This is a genomic window from Kribbella sp. NBC_00382, from assembly GCF_036067295.1.
GTDB lineage: Bacteria > Actinomycetota > Actinomycetes > Propionibacteriales > Kribbellaceae > Kribbella.
In genome coordinates this window covers 6,873,663-6,889,722 of sequence record NZ_CP107954.1, presented here as the reverse complement: position 1 = coordinate 6,889,722, position 16,060 = coordinate 6,873,663, and the positions used below count along the sequence as shown (strand labels likewise).

Below are 16,060 nucleotides of genomic sequence, written 5' to 3'. Positions count from 1 at the left end.
AAGCCCTCCGAGTGTTCTGTGGTTGTTCAGTTGTTGGCGGCGGATGTGTCGGCCGGTCCGACCGGCCCTGCTGCGGCGCGTCCTGCCGGTACACCGCTGCCACCGAGCTCGGTTGCCGCGGCGATGCTGTCCTTGGCTGCCTGCACGACGGCCTCGGCGGTGATGCCGAACTCCGTGTACAGCTTCTTGTAGTCGGCCGAGGCACCGTAGTGCTCCAGGCTGACGCTGCGCCCGGCGTCGCCGACCAGCTCGCGCCAGCCGAGCTTGATGCCGGCCTCGACCGAGACACGGGCCCGTACCGCGGCCGGGATGACCGAGTCGCGGTAGTCGTCGTCCTGCTCGTCGAACCACTCACGCGACACCAGCGAGACGACGCGGGCCTTGATGCCCTCGGCGGCCAGCGTCTCGCGGGCCTCGACGGCCAGCTGCAGCTCGGAGCCGGTGCCGATCAGGATCACGTCGGGCGTGCCGTCGGTGTCGAGCAGCGTGTACCCGCCCTTGTGCACGTTCTCGGTGGTGGCGTAGCCGTCCGTTCCGCGGGGGTAGGTCGGGACGTTCTGGCGGGTCAGGATCAACCCGGCCGGGCGGTCGATGTTGTCGAGGATCGTGGCCCAGGCGGCGGCGGTCTCGTTCGCATCGGCGGGGCGGACCACGTCGAGGCCCGGGATCGCGCGCAGAGCGGCCAGGTGCTCCACCGGCTGGTGGGTCGGGCCGTCTTCGCCGAGGCCGATCGAGTCGTGCGTCCAGACGTACGTGACGGGCAGCTTCATCAGCGCGGCCAGCCGGACCGACGGGCGCATGTAGTCGCTGAAGGTCAAGAAGGTGCCGCCGTAGGGCCGGGTGCCGCCGTGCAGGGCGATCCCGTTCAGGATCGCGCCCATGGCGTGCTCGCGGATCCCGAAGTGCAGGACGCGGCCGTACTCGTTGCCCTGGAACTCCTTGGTCGCGTGCTCAGCCGGGATGAACGACGGCTGGCCCTTCGGAGTCGTGTTGTTCGAACCGGCCAGGTCGGCCGAACCGCCCCAGAGCTCGGGGAGCTCGGGCGCGATCTTGGTCAGCACCTCGCCAGAGGCGGCGCGGGTGGCGACACCCTTCGCGTCGGCGTCCCAGGTGGGCAGCGCGTCCTTCCAGCCGGCCGGCAGTTCGTGCTTGTCCAGCCGGTCGAGCAGCGCGGCCTGGTCGGGGGAGGCCTGGCGCCATTCCTCGTACTTCGTCGTCCAGGCGGCCTGCAGCTCCTTGCCGCGGTCGAGCGCGCCCCGGGTGTGGGCGATCACCTCGTCGGTGACCTCGAAGGTCTGCTCCGGGTCGAAGCCCAGCACCGTCTTGGTGGCGGCCACCTCGGCGGCACCCGCGGCCGAACCGTGGATCTTGCCGGTGTTCTGCGCGTTCGGGGCCGGCCAGCCGATGATCGTGTGCAGCCGGATGAAGGTCGGCTTGTCGGTGACCGCGTGGCCCGCCTCGATCGCGTCCCACAGCGCCTGCACGTCTTCTTCGTAGCCCGTGCCGCCGTTGGTCCAGTCGACGTCGTGGACGTCCCAGCCGTACGCCGCGTAGCGGGCCGCGACGTCCTCGGAGAACGCGATGTTCGTGTCGTCCTCGATGGAGATCTTGTTGGCGTCGTAGATCACCGTCAGATTGCCGAGCTTCTGGTGACCGGCCAGCGAGGAGGCCTCGGCGGAGACGCCCTCCTCCAGGTCACCGTCGGAGGCGATCACGTAGATGTTGTGGTCGAACAGGCTTTCGCCCTTGGCCGTCTCCGGGTCGAGCAGGCCGCGCTCACGGCGAGCCGCCATGGCCATCCCGACCGCGTTGCCGACACCCTGGCCCAGCGGACCGGTGGTGGTCTCGACGCCGGGGGTGTGGCTGTACTCCGGGTGGCCAGGAGTCGCGCTGCCCCAGGTACGGAGCGACTTCAGGTCGTCGAGCTCCAGGCCGAAGCCGGCCAGGTAGAGCTGGATGTAGAGGGTCAGGCTGGAGTGCCCGGCAGACAGGACGAAGCGGTCGCGGCCGGCCCAGTGCGGGTCGGCGGGGTTGTGCCGCATCACCTTCTGGAACAGCAGATACGCGGCGGGGGCGAGGCTCATCGCAGTACCGGGGTGGCCGTTGCCGACCTTCTCCACGGCGTCCAGCGCGAGGACCCGCACGGTGTCGACCGCGCGCTTGTCGAGCTCGGTCCAGTCAAGCTTGGGGCTGGTCTTCTCCGTCACGCCGGCGGCGCTCCTCTCGATGGCTGCTGAATACTGCAGTTACTGACGTTCGAGGGTCCGGCCGGACGCTAGTGCCCACCCGCCGTCGCGCCCCCGCGCGTCACCGTGAGCGAGCCTACTCGCCCAGTCGTCCCGAGCCCTTCATACCTCCGCAACCGGGACCGGCCCGTCGTTGTTCCCCGGTTGCGCGGGGCGTCTGGCAGATCACATCGGTACCCCTCTCGACGGCATCCACGCTCCTTATTCCACAGCTTGATTACCGCTGTCCGACGGGCGCGTTACTTCGGTGCCACGGTTGTCCGGCGGACTGTCCCCGGCGGCCGGACGACACCCCGGTGCGGGTGGGTGCAAAAGACTCCTACGGGCCGTCGTAGACTGTCGAACCGTCAGCGCCGGTTCCCGGCGTCAACCCACTCAGTTCGAGGTGTTCGTGACGGCCGTCGACCCGCGTCCAGCCGCGACGACGTCGTACCCGGCGCCGCTTCCGTTGGACCCAACCCTTGAGGTGCCCGGTCCGTCGGTACGCGACGTGATCAAGGCGTACGTCGGTCTGACCAAGCCGCGCATCATCGAGTTGCTGCTGATCACCACCGTGCCGGTGATGTTCCTGGCCGCCGGGGGAGTCCCCGGGCTGGGCGTCGTCGCCGCCACCCTGGTCGGTGGCATCCTGGCCGCCGGTAGCGCGAACACGATCAACTGCGTGCTCGACCGCGACATCGACGAGCAGATGCGCCGTACCCGCCGCCGCCCGCTGCCCCGGCACGCGGTCAGCCCGCGCTCGGCGACGGTCTTCGGCATCGTCCTGGGCATCCTGGCGACGATCGAGCTCGGCCTGCTCGTCAACTGGCTGTCCTCGCTGCTCGCGCTGGCGGCGAACGCGTTCTACGTCTTCGGCTACACGATGCTGCTGAAGCGGCGGACCGTCCAGAACATCGTCTGGGGCGGGATCGCGGGATGCTTCCCGACCCTGATCGGCTGGACGTCCGTCACCGGTTCGCTTGCTTGGACGCCGGTGGTGCTGTTCGGTGTCGTCTTCTTCTGGACGCCGCCGCACACCTGGGCGCTGGCGATGCGCTACCGCGAGGACTATGCGTCGGTAGACGTCCCGATGCTCCCGGTAGTCGCCACAGCTGTGCAGACGGCCCGGCAGATCCTCTTCTACTCGATCGTCATGGTGATCACCTCGATCGCTCTCTGGCCGGTCGGCGGTACGGGCTGGGTCTACCCGCTGGCAGCAGTTGCCCTCGGCGTCGTCTTCCTCCGCGAAGCCTTCGCCCTCCTGGCCCGAGCCAACACCGGCGCCGACGGACCAGCCCTCCGCCCGATGCGCCTGTTCCACTTCTCCAACATCTACCTCGCCCTCCTCTTCATAGCCGCAGCCATCGACCCGCTGCTCCGCTAGTACTACGTACGCCCACGCGCCCGCCGCTGCCCGGTCACTGGCAGGTTGTCGGGCGACTGGCCTGAAGCATCACGCCAGTGGCACCAAAACCCGCCAGTCGATCGGCTGAAGCGGTGGCCGGCAATGCGCCCACCGTGGACGAGGTGCCCGATTGGGCAACGGTGGTTGCCTGGTCGGCCTATTTGCCCTCGGTGCTCGGGTGGTGGCGGTGTGCTTTCCCGTTGACCTGCAGGGGATGCGGTGTTGCCATGGAGAGTCCGTGGGGGGCGGCTCCACGCTGGGGGGACGGGGAATGTAGGGGGCAGTAGTGCGAGGGAGAACAGTACGAATAGCAGCGGTTTCGGTGGTGGCGTTGGTCGGTACGGTGCTGGTGGCCGGGCAGGCTGACGGTACTGGGCAGAGCAATCTGAAGCCGGTGGTGACTGGGCTGGATGGGCCGCGGGGTGTGGCGGTCAACGGGACGAAGGTCGTTTACAGCGTGGGCGACGGCTCGGTGTACGAGGCGTGGGGCTACGGGATCAACAAGCGGATCAGGAAGCTCGGGACGGTTCCGGGTGGGTTCCCGCCGGCGATCGACACGGATCGGTGGGGCCGGACGTATGCGCTGACGGGCGCCGGTGGCGAGCCAGGGCAGCCGCTCCCGCCAGGTAGCGCGACCTTGTTCAGGCTGCGGCCGGGTAAGGCGCCGCTCAAGGTGGCCGACATCGCGAAGTACCAGGCTCAAGACCCCGACCCGTACAACCTGGCCGACGAGCCGACGGAGTCGAACCCATTCGGCGTGGCCGCTCTGCGCGACGGGACGGTCCTGGTCTCCGATGCGGCGGGCAACGACCTGCTGCGCGTCTGGCCGAACGGGAAGATCAAGACGGTGGCACGGCTCAAGCCGCGCGTCGTCAAGGCACCGGCTGAGTTCGGTGGTCAGCTGATGCCGGCAGAGGCTGTCGCCACCTCGGTGACGGTCGGATCCGACGGCTACTACTACGTGGGCGAGCTGCGCGGCTTCCCCGCAACGGCCGGAACCTCCGAGATCTGGCGGATCAAGCCGGGCTCAGTGGGCGCGGTCTGCGACCCGTACAAGCCGAACAAGGGCAACTGCCAGCGGTACGCCGACGGCTACACCTCGATCGTCGACCTGGCGGGCGGACCGCACGGCACGATCGCGGTCGTCGAACTGGCCAAGGCCACCTGGCTCGCAGCCGAAGGACCGAGCACCGAACCGGTGATCGGCTCGCTGTACCTGCAGTACCAGGGCCGCCACCACAAGGCCGGCTACAAGAAGGAACTTGCCAAGGGCAAGCTGGTCCTTCCGGCCGGCGCCGCGATCAACAAGTGGGGCGACGTCTTCGTCTCGTCGCCGCTCTTCGGGCCGGGCGCGGTCTACCGGGTCAAGTAGAAGTTAGGTAGCAGGCGTTCCGCGTTCGCCGTACACCGCGGTGACCAGAGCGATCAGCAGGCCGGCCATGAACATGTGGACCAGTACCAGACCCCACGGCAGGCCGGTGAAGTACTGAGTGAAGCCGACCGCACCCTGTAGCAGCTCCACAGCCAGCAACCAGGCAGCGAGCTTGCGCAGGGTGCGGGAGGTCGCCGTCACGCGGGTGGCGATCACCAGCGCGATCGAGACCCCCAGCAAGGCGAACACACTGTCGGAGTGCAGCTGGCTGATGATCTCCGGATCGAAGCCGTTCCGGCCGGTCTCCGGATCGCCCGAGTGCGGCCCCGCGCCGGTGACAACGGTGCCGAGGGCAACGGTCAGCCAGACGCACACCACAGAAGCGGTTGCGAGTGCTCGGACCACCGGGGGAGTGTGCGGATAAGGGCTGGTGCGGGATCGCCGCATCATCGCCACCGTCAGCGTGATGATGATCGGCGAGACCAGGAAGTGCGCCGAGACGATCCACGGGTTCAGCCCGGTGAGCACGCTGATCCCACCGATCACGGCCTGCAGTGGGACCCCCAGCGCGGCCGCCGTGGCGAGGCGACGCAGGTCGGTACGCCGGGGCCGGTACCGCATCACGACGAGCCAGGTGCAGATCGCGACCGCCGCGACCACGAACCCGAGCATCCGGTTCCCGAACTCGATCGCGCCGTGGTACCCGAGCGCGCTGTGCGGCACGTACGACTCGTCGGTGCACGACGGCCAGGTCGGGCAGCCCAGCCCTGAGCCGGTCAACCGGACCAGTCCACCGGTCACCACGATGCCGATGTTGACGATCACCGAGGTCCAGCCCCAGCGGCGGACGACGTCCAGGCTCGGCTCTGGCACCAACCGCCAGAATCCGTTGACGGGCTCGGTCGGGTGGGTGGGGGCGTCCGTGGTCACCGGCACACTCTAGAGAAGGGCCTTCTCAGTCCCATCGGAAGGTCCGGGACACCAGGTAACCCAGCACGCCCGCCCAGAGCGCCAGGGACAGTGCGGCGGCCCACGGCACAACACCTTCCAGGGTGGAGTTCGCCAGCCCGTTGGCCAGTGCAGCACTCGGCAGTAGCCGTACTACGCCCTGCATGCTGTCGGGGTACTCCTCGACCGGCGTCATGATCGCGCCACCCACCAGCAGCAGCAGGTACAGCAGGTTCGCCGCGGCCAGTGTCGCCTCGGCCCGCAGTACTCCGGCCATCAGCAACCCGAGTGACGCAAAGGCCGCAGTACCGCACAGCACCATCAGTAGTACGCCGAACACCGCAGTAGCCCCACCGACCGGCTTCCAGCCCAGGGCGAACCCAGCGCCGATCAGGACGGCCAGCTGGATCACCTGGATCGCGAGCACCGACCCGATCTTCCCGGCCAGCAGACCGGTCCGGGACAGGGGAGAGGCGCCCAGTCGCTTGATGACCCCGTACCGCCGCTCAAACCCGGTAGCGATGGCCAGTGACGTGAACGACGTCGACAACACGGCCAGCGCCAGCACCCGCGGTACTGCCAGATCCACCGCCGGCCCGTCCCCGAGCGGAAGCCGGTCGCCCAGCCCAGTACCGCCCAAAAGCAGCAGCAGCCCCAGCGGGATCACCAGAGCAAGCAGCAACTGCTCCCCGTTCCGCAGCAGCAACCGAAACTCCATCACCGCATGCGAGTAGACCTTGCGAGGCCAGGGAGCACTCCGCGGATGAGGTGCATACGTGGTCATGGGGCCTCCCGGTCTGGACTGAGGAGCGAAGCGACGAGGGAAGACCGGGAGTTCAGCCCCATGACCCGCCGAGCCGAAGGCGAGGCCAAAAGCACAGCAACATTCACTTGGTGCGCTCCCGAGCCGTCAGCGCCAAATAGACATCTTCAAGCGACTTGGACCCATGCTCGGTCAACACATCGGGGCTGCCGGAGGCGATCACCTTGCCGGCCGACACCACGTGCACCTGGTCGGACAGCTGCTCCGCCTCGTCCATTGCATGGGTGGTCAGCACTACGGTGACGCCGTCGTCGCGCAGATCCCGGATCAGCTGCCAGATCTCCCGGCGCCCGTGCGGGTCCAGCCCGGTCGTCGGCTCGTCGAGGAAGACGATCTCCGGCCGCCCGACGATCGCCATCGCCAGCGACAGCCGCTGCTTCTGCCCACCGGACAGCCGCCGGTACGGCGTACGCCCACAGGTACCCAGGTCGAGTCGCTCGACCAGGGCCGGCAACTCCAGCGGGTAGGAATGCAGCGAAGCGACGTACCGGAGCATCTCCATGGCGCGAACGCCCGACCAGGCGCCACCCTCCTGCAGCATCACCCCGATCCGGGGCATCAACTCGTCGTGGTCGGCGATCGGGTCGAGCCCGAGCACCCGGACCTGACCCGAGTCGGGCCGGCGGAAGCCTTCGCAGCTCTCCACGGTCGTCGTCTTGCCGGCTCCGTTAGGGCCGAGCACGGACGTCACTGTTCCGCCGGTTACGGTGAGACTGAGGCCGTCGACTGCGGCTTTCTCGCCGTACCGGACGACGAGGTTGTCGATCTCCACTGCGACTGGCACAAGGGCAGACTAGTCAACGCCTTGACGTGACCCTGCTCACGGTCACCCCAAGTGGCAGGCGCGGAGCCGTGAACCGGTTAGGGCAACCTTATTTGAAGGGCTCCGGCAATTAGGTGACACTGATGTTGTGAAAACTTCCGCGCAGACCAGCACGGCCCCTGTGGGCACCGCTGTCGCGCGGGACGAGTCCACCCGGGACCGGGTCGCCCGCTCCATCCTGACCAACGGGCCGTCCAGCGCCGCGGTGCTGGCCGAGCGACTCGAACTGACCCCGGCGGCGGTCCGCCGGCACCTCGACCACCTGCTCGAAGCGGGCCTGGTCGAGAGCCGTGAGGAGCGCGTCTACGGCCCCCGTGGCCGTGGCCGTCCCGCCAAGGTCTTCGTGCTGACCGACACCGGCCGGCACGACTTCCACCAGGCCTACGACGACCTGGCCGCGACCGCCCTCCGCTTCATCGCGGAGTCCGGTGGCGACGAGGCCGTCGTACAGTTCGCCCGGCAACGGGTGGCCGAGGTGGAGGTGCGGTACCGGGAGCTCCTGGCGGCGGCTCCGGACAGTGACAAGGCGCAGACCCTGGCCAAGGCGCTCACCGCGGACGGGTATGCCGCTTCAACCCAGCAAGCCGGTGCCGGCGAGCAGCTCTGCCAGCACCACTGCCCGGTCGCCCATGTGGCCGAGCAGTTCCCCCAGCTGTGCGAGGCCGAGACCGAGGTGTTCTCGAGACTCCTCGGCCGGCACGTCCAGCGACTGGCCACCATCGCCCACGGCGACGGTGTCTGCACAACGCACATTCCCGGTGCCCCGGCATCGGTTTCCCCTGTATCCGACAGCGAATCTGCGAGGACCACTCGATGACGCAAACCGCTCACCCCGAGCTCGAAGGGCTCGGCACGTACAAGTTCGGCTGGTCCGACAGTGACGCTGCCGGATCCATCGCCAAGCGCGGCCTCAGCGCCGATGTGGTGCGGGGCATCTCCACGCTGAAGAACGAGCCGGAGTGGATGCTGGACCTGCGGATGAAGGGCCTGAAGCTCTTCGACCGCAAGCCGATGCCGTCGTGGGGCGCCGATCTGTCCGGGATCGACTTCGACAACATCAAGTACTTCGTCCGCTCGACGGAGAAGCAGGCCACCAGCTGGGAAGAGCTGCCCGAGGACATCAAGAACACCTACGACCGGCTCGGCATCCCCGAGGCGGAGAAGCAGCGCCTGGTGGCCGGCGTCGCCGCGCAGTACGAGTCCGAGGTCGTCTACCACCAGATCCGCGAGGACCTGGAGGCGCAGGGCGTCATCTTCATGGACACCGACACCGGCCTGCGCGAGCACCCGGAGCTGTTCCAGGAGTACTTCGGCTCCGTCATCCCGGTCGGCGACAACAAGTTCGCCGCGCTGAACACGGCGGTCTGGTCCGGCGGCTCGTTCATCTACGTGCCCAAGGGCGTCAAGGTGGACATCCCGCTGCAGGCCTACTTCCGGATCAACACCGAGAACATGGGCCAGTTCGAGCGGACCCTGATCATCGTCGACGAGGACGCCTACGTTCACTACGTCGAGGGCTGCACGGCGCCGATCTACAAGTCGGACTCGCTGCACTCCGCGGTCGTCGAGATCATCGTGAAGAAGGGCGCTCGCTGCCGCTACACGACGATCCAGAACTGGTCGAACAACGTCTACAACCTGGTCACCAAGCGCGCCACCTGCGAAGAGGGCGCGACGATGGAGTGGATCGACGGCAACATCGGCTCCAAGGTGACGATGAAGTACCCGGCCGTGTACCTGATGGGCGAGCACGCCAAGGGCGAGACGCTGTCGATCGCGTTCGCCGGCGAGGGCCAGCACCAGGACGCCGGCTCGAAGATGGTCCACAACGCGCCGTACACGTCCAGCTCGATCATCTCGAAGTCGGTCGCCCGCGGCGGTGGCCGGACGTCGTACCGCGGTCTGGTCGAGGTCGCGCCGGGCGCCCACCACAGCAAGTCCACGGTGCGCTGTGACGCGCTGCTGATCGACACGATCAGCCGCTCCGACACCTACCCGTACGTCGACGTCCGCGAGGACGACGTGGCGATGGGGCACGAGGCGACCGTCTCCAAGGTCAGCGATGACCAGCTCTTCTACCTGATGAGCCGGGGCATGGCCGAGGACGAGGCGATGGCGATGATCGTCCGCGGCTTCATCGAGCCGATCGCCCGCGAGCTCCCGATGGAGTACGCGCTGGAACTGAACCGACTGATCGAGCTGCAGATGGAAGGGGCCGTCGGCTGATGTCAGCCACCGAAACCCTGGTTGCGACCGGTAACCAGGCGCACTCCCACGGACCGGGTTCGCCGGTGCCGTTGCAGGCCCGGAGCGAGCGGACCACGTCGTACGATGTGGCCGACTTCCCGGTGCCGAACGGCCGTGAAGAGGAGTGGCGCTTCACCCCGGTCAAGGCCCTGAAGGCGCTGTTCGCCGACGAGGCCGGCACCGAGACCCCGAAGATCGAGGGACACGGCCCCGAGGGCGTCGTCCTCGAAGGCATCGCCGCGGACGCCGTCAAGGCGCTCACCCCGCAGGACCGGATCGCCGCCGTCGCCTGGAACCAGGCCGGCGAGGCGCACGCCGTGCGCATCCCGGTGGAAGCCGAGCTCTCCGAGCCGGTGCACGTGAACGTCGCCAGCCTCGGCGGCCGCGGCTTCGGTCACCTGGTGATCGAGGCCGGCCGGCACAGCCGGGCGACCGTGATCATCGACCACACCGGTAGCGGCGAGTACGCCGGCAACGTCGAGATCGTCGTCGGCGACGGCGCCGAGCTGCGGGTCGTCTCGATCCAGCAGGGCGACAACGAGTCGATCCACATCGGTCAGCACGACGCCGTGATCGGCCGCGACGCCAAGCTCAACCACGTCGCGGTCACCCTCGGCGGCAAGATTGTCCGGCTCTCCACCAACGTCCGGTACGCCGGCCCGGGTGGCGACGCCGAACTCCTCGGCGTGTACTTCGCCGAGACCGACCAGCACCACGAGAACCGGCTGTTCGTCGACCACGAGGCGATCAACTGCAAGTCCAACGTGCTCTACAAGGGCGCGCTGGCCGGTGACCGGGCCCGCTCGGTGTGGATCGGCGACGTGCTGATCCGGGCCGCGGCCGAGGGCACCAACACCTTCGAGCTGAACCGGAACCTGGTGCTCACCGACGGCGCCCGCGCCGACTCGGTGCCGAACCTGGAGATCGAGACCGGCGAGATCGAGGGCGCCGGGCACGCCTCGGCGACCGGCCGGTTCGACGACGAGCAGCTGTTCTACCTGCAGGCCCGCGGCATCCCCGAGGACGAGGCCCGGCGACTGGTGGTGTCCGGCTTCTTCAACGACATCATCGGCCGGATCGGCGTGCCCGAGGTGACCGAGCACCTGCACGACGTGATCGAGCAGAAGCTGTCCCGGGCGGCTGAGCTGAGCGCGGCGGCCAAGGCCTGAGCATGAGCGATTCGTTCGAACGCGCGTGCGCGGTGGCCGACGTCCCCGACGAAGGGGTCGTCGCCACCGAGGTCGGCGGGGTGGAGGTGGCCGTCGTGAAGAGCGAGGGCCAGTACTTCGCCGTCCGCGACGAGTGCTCGCACGCGCAGATCCAGCTGTCCGAGGGTGACGTCGGCAACTGCGAGATCGAGTGCTGGCTGCACGGCTCGCGCTTCAGTCTGAAGACCGGCGAGCCGCTCAGCCTGCCGGCCTACGACCCGGTCCCGGTCTACCCGGTCCGCGTCGACGGCGACGATCTGCTGGTCGATGTCAAAAACCCCCTGAACCAGGCTTCCTAGTAAAAAGACGGAGATAGAAACCCTCATGGCGACACTCGAGATCCGCGACCTGCACGTGTCGGTCGACACCGAGAACGGCCCGAAGGAGATCCTGCGCGGCGTCGACCTGACCATCGCCGGTGGTCAGACGCACGCGATCATGGGCCCGAACGGTTCCGGCAAGTCCACGCTGGCGTACTCGATCGCCGGCCACCCGAAGTACAACGTCACCAGCGGCACCGTGACGCTGGACGGCGAGGACGTGCTCGACATGGCCGTCGACGAGCGGGCCCGGGCCGGCCTGTTCCTGGCCATGCAGTACCCGGTCGAGGTACCGGGTGTGTCGGTGTCGAACTTCCTGCGCACCGCCAAGACCGCGATCGACGGCGAGGCGCCGAAGCTGCGGACCTGGGTCAAGGACGTCAACAAGGCGCTCGCCGACCTGGACATGGACCCCGACTTCGGCACCCGGAACGTGAACGAGGGCTTCTCCGGTGGTGAGAAGAAGCGGCACGAGATCGTTCAGCTCGAGCTGCTCGACCCGAAGATCGCGATCCTCGACGAGACCGACTCCGGCCTCGACATCGACGCGCTGAAGATCGTCTCCACCGGCGTCAACCGGTTCGCGGAGAAGGGTGACAAGGGCGTTCTGCTGATCACCCACTACACCCGGATCCTGCGCTACATCACGCCGGACTTCGTGCACGTGTTCGTCGACGGCAAGGTCGCCGAAGAGGGTGGCCCCGAGCTCGCCGACGAGCTCGAGGCAAACGGCTACGAGCGCTTCCTGAAGACCGGCGCCAAGGCATGACGGACGCCCGGACCTTCAGCAGTCCGCTGGACCTGCAAACGGTCCGGGCGGACTTCCCCATCCTGTCTCGTGAGTTGGCAGGCGGATATCCGCTGGTCTACCTCGACTCGGCGAACTCGTCGCAGAAGCCTCGCCAGGTCGTGAAGGCGATCGAGGATCACTACCTGGTCCACAACGCCAACGTCGCCCGCGCGATGCACCAGCTGGGTGCCGAGGCAACCGCGGCGTACGAGGGTGGCCGGGACAAGGTGGCGGCCTTCATCGGCGCGGCCAACCGGGACGAGATCGTCTTCACCAAGAACGCCTCCGAGGCGCTCAACCTGGCCGCGCACACGCTCGGCGCGTCGCTGAAGCCCGGGGACGAGGTGCTCATCACCGAGATGGAGCACCACAGCAACATCGTCCCGTGGCAGCTCGCCTGTGAGCGGACCGGCGCGACGCTGCGCTGGTTCGGCGTCACCGACGAGGGCCGGCTGGACCTCAGCAACATCGAGGAACTGATCAACGAGCACACCAAGGTCGTCTCGCTGACCTGGGTCTCGAACGCGCTCGGCACGATCAACCCGATCACCGAGATCGCCGCGAAGGCGCACACGGTGGGTGCGACTGTTGTCGTCGACGCCTCGCAGGCAGTACCGCAGTTCCCGGTCGACGTGTCCACGCTTGGCGCTGACCTGCTCGTCTTCACCGGCCACAAGGCCGTCGGGCCGACCGGTATCGGCGTGCTCTGGGGCCGGTACGACCTCCTCGCGTCCCTGCCGCCGTTTCTCGGTGGTGGCGAGATGATCGAGGTCGTCCGGATGACCGGCTCGACCTACGCCCCGCCGCCGGCTCGCTTTGAGGCCGGTACGCCGCCGATCGCGCAGGCGGTTGGACTCGGTGCGGCGCTGGACTACCTGGCCGGCATCGGGATGGAGAAGGTGGCGGCTCACGAGCAGGCCATCACGGCGTACGCGCTGGAGGGGTTGCAGACGGTTCCGGGGCTGAAGATCCTCGGGCCGACCGACATCGCCGACCGCGGTGGAGCGATCAGCTTCGAGCTGGACGGTGTGCACCCGCACGATGTGTCGACGGTGCTGGACACCCGCGGCATCGCAGTACGGGCCGGGCACCACTGTGCGCGTCCGGTGCACGAGCGGTTCGGAATGCAATCGTCGACCAGAGCGTCTTTCTACCTGTACACGACTCCCGGGGAGATCGACGCGCTCGTCGACGGCCTCGGCTTCGTCCGGTCATTCTTCAAGGTGGACTGATATGCAGCTCGACAGCTTGTACCAAGAGATCATCCTCGATCATTACCGCAGCCCGCACCACGCGGGGCTGTCGGACCCGTACGACGTGGAGGTGCACCACGTGAACCCGTCCTGCGGGGACGAGGTCACGCTGCGCGTCGAGCTTGATGGGGACACGGTCACCGGTGTGACGCACAACAGCGTCGGCTGCTCGATCAGCCAGGCCGCGACCTCGGTGATGAGCGACCTGGTGATCGGCAAGCCGGTCGCCGAGGGCATGGCGACGTACGAGAAGTTCCTGGAACTGATGCAGGGCCGGGGGAATGTCGAACCGGACGAAGAGGTTCTGGAAGACGGCGTCGCCTTCGCGGGTGTCGCGCAGTTCCCGGCCCGGGTGAAGTGCGCGTTGCTGGGCTGGTCGGCCTGGCGCGACGCGACCGCTCAGGCACTCGCGAAGAAAGAAGGAGCAACCAATGTCTGACCAGACCGACGAGAAGATCGAGCTGCCCGAGGTCGACCTCGAGGCCGCCAACAAGCCGGCTGGCTCGACGGTTGCCGTCGAGGACGTCACCGAGGCGCTGAAGGACGTCGTCGACCCCGAGCTCGGGATCAACGTCGTCGACCTCGGCCTGATCTACGGCGTGACCGTGGACGACAGCAACACGGCCATCATCGACATGACGCTGACGTCCGCGGCCTGCCCGCTGACCGACGTGATCGAGGACCAGACCCGGATGTCGCTCGACGGCCTGGTCAACGACTTCCGGATCAACTGGGTCTGGATGCCGCCGTGGGGCCCGGAGAAGATCACCGACGACGGCCGGGACCAACTGCGCGCCCTCGGCTTCAACGTCTGACAAACCAGTAGTGCTGCGCCAGCCCGGGTCAGGTGGCCCGGGCTTTCGCATGTCCGGATGGGTTAGCGTCAGCAGGTGACCCGAATCGTCTCCATCGGACCCGAGCGGCTCGAGCGCTGGCTGGACGGATTCACCGAGCGGCACGGGGCGACCGAGTACGCCGTGACGCCGGACCGGCTGAGCGCGACGGCCGAGGACGGGTCGCGGGCCGGGATCGACGTACCGTTCGGGCCGCTCGAAGAGCTGACGCCTGCGGGGCTGGTCGCTCATGTGTTGAAGGACCGTCGGCTGGGGCTCTTGCTGGTACGCCGGGGAGGCTACGGCGCGGGGGTGTTCGACGGGGGGAAGTTGGTGGACTCCAAGGTTGGGTCTCGGCATGTCCAGGGCACGACCAAGGCGGGTGGGTGGTCGCAGCAGCGGTTTGCGCGGCGGCGGGACAACCAGGCGCGTGAGGCGTTCAATGCGGCTACCGAGGTCGCGGTACGGATCCTCGCGCCGGCCAAGCTCGAGGTGCTGGTGTGTGGGGGAGACCGCAAGGCGATCGACACCGTGCTGGAGGACCTGCGGTTGAAGGGACTCCGGCCGTTGGTGCGGCCGCCGTTTCTCGGCGTGGCTGATCCGAAGCAGAAGGTACTGGAGCAGGCCGGTGTTGATGCCCGCGCCATCAGGATCGAGCTGACCGACCCACCGGACGCCGACCGACCCGGCCGAGGTTAGGCGGGGCCGTAGAGAGCGCGGAAGTCGTCGAGGGTGCCTCGGTAGTGCTGGAGGTCGTCGACGAGTTTGCTGCGGGTGAGCATCTGGGGGTTCTGGGCCCAGGTCTGGGTGCCGAGGTCGGACCAGACGCCTGACTCGGGCACGTTCTCGGCGCCCTCGGGGAGGAACTTCAGCGCCTCGCCGGTCGCGTCGGCGGCGAACTCCCAGTTGAGCTCGACGGCGTACCGGTCCTGATCCGGCTCGCCTGTGTAGGCGAGGTCGGCCAGCTGTGCGCGGCGCGCGTACGCCTCCGCGACCAGTACCCACTGAACGGCATCGACGAGCGACGAGACGCCGAGGCCGAAGCGTGAGCCGACCGTCCTGGCCGCCTGCTCGGAGGCGTACGGCACGGCGATCTCACCGGCCGTCGTGGTCAACGTCCACGCATCCGAACCCTCGACGGAGTTCACGCCTGGTTCGATCGGTGCGGGCTGGACGGCCGGCAGCGACTCGTCGATCACGGTCGTCAAGCTCACGTAGACCTGCGCCTCGGCCAGCGTCCTTGCGGTCAGCATCGGTTAGTTCGCTCCTGTTTCCCGTACGAGTTCGGAATACGTGTCGTGGACCACCAGCAACCGGTCCAGCCGGAACCTACCCGGTTCGGCGTCGAATACCCGGCGACCTTCCGGCGTCCAGAACTCCTCCGCCGGTACTACGTCCCGCCCAGCCGGCACGAATTTGATCACTTCCCCGACCGCCGCCCGCGCGATCGACAACGCGACCCGCGCGTCGCCCGGCTCCACCGGCACATTGCCCGCAGCCTGATCGGCCACTGCCATCCATTGCCCGGCGTCCAGCAACTCCGAAGGCTCACTGCCGCCAAAGGTCGGCCACGAACCGGGCGCGGTCTCCCGAGCCGGCAGCCCGAACAGGTACTCCCGCGAAGCCTCACACCCAGGACAGACCGCGGCATAGCTGATCGTCAGTTCGCCGTCGACCTCGATCAGCGCGTGCTCCCAAGGCGCCTCGACCGAGCCGCAATCCGGGCAGGGCTGCAGCTCGAGATAGAGATACGCCTCATCCCTCGTGCGGGCGACCGCGAACGCCATCGGAATCCCTCTCGTCGTAGGTGACC

At 68.0% G+C, this 16,060-nt stretch carries 17 protein-coding genes; 11 read left to right on the top strand and 6 right to left on the bottom strand.

Annotation, left to right across the window (positions count from 1 at the left end):
• Nucleotides 1-26 precede the first annotated feature (26 nt).
• On the bottom strand, nt 27-2,207 hold the full coding sequence (gene tkt, locus OHA70_RS32640) for a transketolase (protein WP_328324189.1): 2,181 nt from the start codon (nt 2,205-2,207) through the stop codon (nt 27-29).
• Between the two features lie 430 nt (nt 2,208-2,637).
• Between tkt and OHA70_RS32635 the strand changes: the two genes are divergently transcribed.
• Nucleotides 2,638-3,609 carry a heme o synthase gene (locus OHA70_RS32635; RefSeq protein ID WP_442913851.1) on the top strand — a complete coding sequence of 324 codons (972 nt, stop codon included), beginning with the start codon at nt 2,638-2,640 and terminating at the stop codon, nt 3,607-3,609.
• Nucleotides 3,610-3,955: 346 nt separating this feature from the next.
• Nucleotides 3,956-5,002: a ScyD/ScyE family protein gene (locus tag OHA70_RS32630; protein ID WP_328324187.1), complete on the top strand. Its 1,047-nt coding sequence runs from the start codon at nt 3,956-3,958 to the stop codon at nt 5,000-5,002.
• A gap of 3 nt (nt 5,003-5,005) precedes the next feature.
• Here the strand turns inward: OHA70_RS32630 and OHA70_RS32625 are convergent, their stop codons facing one another.
• The 3 genes from OHA70_RS32625 to OHA70_RS32615 form a co-directional block, all read right to left on the bottom strand.
• Entirely contained in the window at nt 5,006-5,932 is a 927-nt protein-coding gene (locus OHA70_RS32625) for a COX15/CtaA family protein (protein WP_328324185.1), read from the bottom strand.
• A gap of 25 nt (nt 5,933-5,957) precedes the next feature.
• Entirely contained in the window at nt 5,958-6,734 is a 777-nt protein-coding gene (locus OHA70_RS32620; RefSeq protein ID WP_328324183.1) for an ABC transporter permease, read from the bottom strand.
• Between the two features lie 103 nt (nt 6,735-6,837).
• Nucleotides 6,838-7,557 carry an ABC transporter ATP-binding protein gene (locus tag OHA70_RS32615; protein ID WP_328324181.1) on the bottom strand — a complete coding sequence of 240 codons (720 nt, stop codon included), beginning with the start codon at nt 7,555-7,557 and terminating at the stop codon, nt 6,838-6,840.
• A gap of 127 nt (nt 7,558-7,684) precedes the next feature.
• Here OHA70_RS32615 and OHA70_RS32610 point away from each other — a divergent pair, with 127 nt between their 5' ends.
• The 9 genes from OHA70_RS32610 to OHA70_RS32570 all read left to right on the top strand — a co-directional run bounded on the left by OHA70_RS32610 (nt 7,685) and on the right by OHA70_RS32570 (nt 14,946).
• Complete coding sequence (locus OHA70_RS32610; protein ID WP_442913850.1) at nt 7,685-8,413, top strand: helix-turn-helix transcriptional regulator; 729 nt, start codon at nt 7,685-7,687, stop codon at nt 8,411-8,413.
• Nucleotides 8,410-9,822 carry a Fe-S cluster assembly protein SufB gene (gene sufB, locus OHA70_RS32605; RefSeq protein ID WP_328324179.1) on the top strand — a complete coding sequence of 471 codons (1,413 nt, stop codon included), beginning with the start codon at nt 8,410-8,412 and terminating at the stop codon, nt 9,820-9,822. The genes OHA70_RS32610 and sufB overlap by 4 nt, the downstream gene beginning before the upstream one ends.
• The gene (gene sufD / locus OHA70_RS32600; RefSeq protein ID WP_328324177.1) at nt 9,822-11,012 is read left to right on the top strand and encodes a Fe-S cluster assembly protein SufD; all 1,191 of its coding nucleotides are present in this window, start codon (nt 9,822-9,824) and stop codon (nt 11,010-11,012) included. Before sufB ends, sufD begins: the two co-directional genes overlap by 1 nt.
• Nucleotides 11,013-11,014: 2 nt before the next feature.
• Nucleotides 11,015-11,350 carry a non-heme iron oxygenase ferredoxin subunit gene (locus OHA70_RS32595; protein ID WP_328324176.1) on the top strand — a complete coding sequence of 112 codons (336 nt, stop codon included), beginning with the start codon at nt 11,015-11,017 and terminating at the stop codon, nt 11,348-11,350.
• Nucleotides 11,351-11,375: 25 nt separating this feature from the next.
• Nucleotides 11,376-12,140 (top strand): Fe-S cluster assembly ATPase SufC, encoded by a 765-nt coding sequence (sufC, locus tag OHA70_RS32590; RefSeq protein WP_328324174.1) that lies wholly within the window; start codon nt 11,376-11,378, stop codon nt 12,138-12,140.
• Nucleotides 12,137-13,393: a cysteine desulfurase gene (locus OHA70_RS32585; protein WP_328324171.1), complete on the top strand. Its 1,257-nt coding sequence runs from the start codon at nt 12,137-12,139 to the stop codon at nt 13,391-13,393. Before sufC ends, OHA70_RS32585 begins: the two co-directional genes overlap by 4 nt.
• Before the next feature lies 1 nt (nt 13,394).
• Entirely contained in the window at nt 13,395-13,853 is a 459-nt protein-coding gene (gene sufU / locus OHA70_RS32580) for a Fe-S cluster assembly sulfur transfer protein SufU (RefSeq protein WP_328324169.1), read from the top strand.
• Nucleotides 13,846-14,229 carry a metal-sulfur cluster assembly factor gene (locus OHA70_RS32575; RefSeq protein ID WP_328324166.1) on the top strand — a complete coding sequence of 128 codons (384 nt, stop codon included), beginning with the start codon at nt 13,846-13,848 and terminating at the stop codon, nt 14,227-14,229. Before sufU ends, OHA70_RS32575 begins: the two co-directional genes overlap by 8 nt.
• Before the next feature lie 75 nt (nt 14,230-14,304).
• Nucleotides 14,305-14,946, top strand: coding sequence for an acVLRF1 family peptidyl-tRNA hydrolase (locus tag OHA70_RS32570; RefSeq protein ID WP_328324164.1), 642 nt, complete (start codon nt 14,305-14,307; stop codon nt 14,944-14,946).
• Here OHA70_RS32570 and OHA70_RS32565 read toward each other — a convergent pair.
• Together OHA70_RS32565 and OHA70_RS32560 are read right to left on the bottom strand one after the other, a co-directional pair.
• Nucleotides 14,943-15,500 (bottom strand): hypothetical protein, encoded by a 558-nt coding sequence (locus tag OHA70_RS32565; protein WP_328324162.1) that lies wholly within the window; start codon nt 15,498-15,500, stop codon nt 14,943-14,945. The genes OHA70_RS32570 and OHA70_RS32565 overlap by 4 nt on opposite strands.
• A gap of 3 nt (nt 15,501-15,503) precedes the next feature.
• Complete coding sequence (locus OHA70_RS32560; RefSeq protein ID WP_328324160.1) at nt 15,504-16,034, bottom strand: hypothetical protein; 531 nt, start codon at nt 16,032-16,034, stop codon at nt 15,504-15,506.
• Between the last annotated feature and the right edge of the window lie 26 nt (nt 16,035-16,060).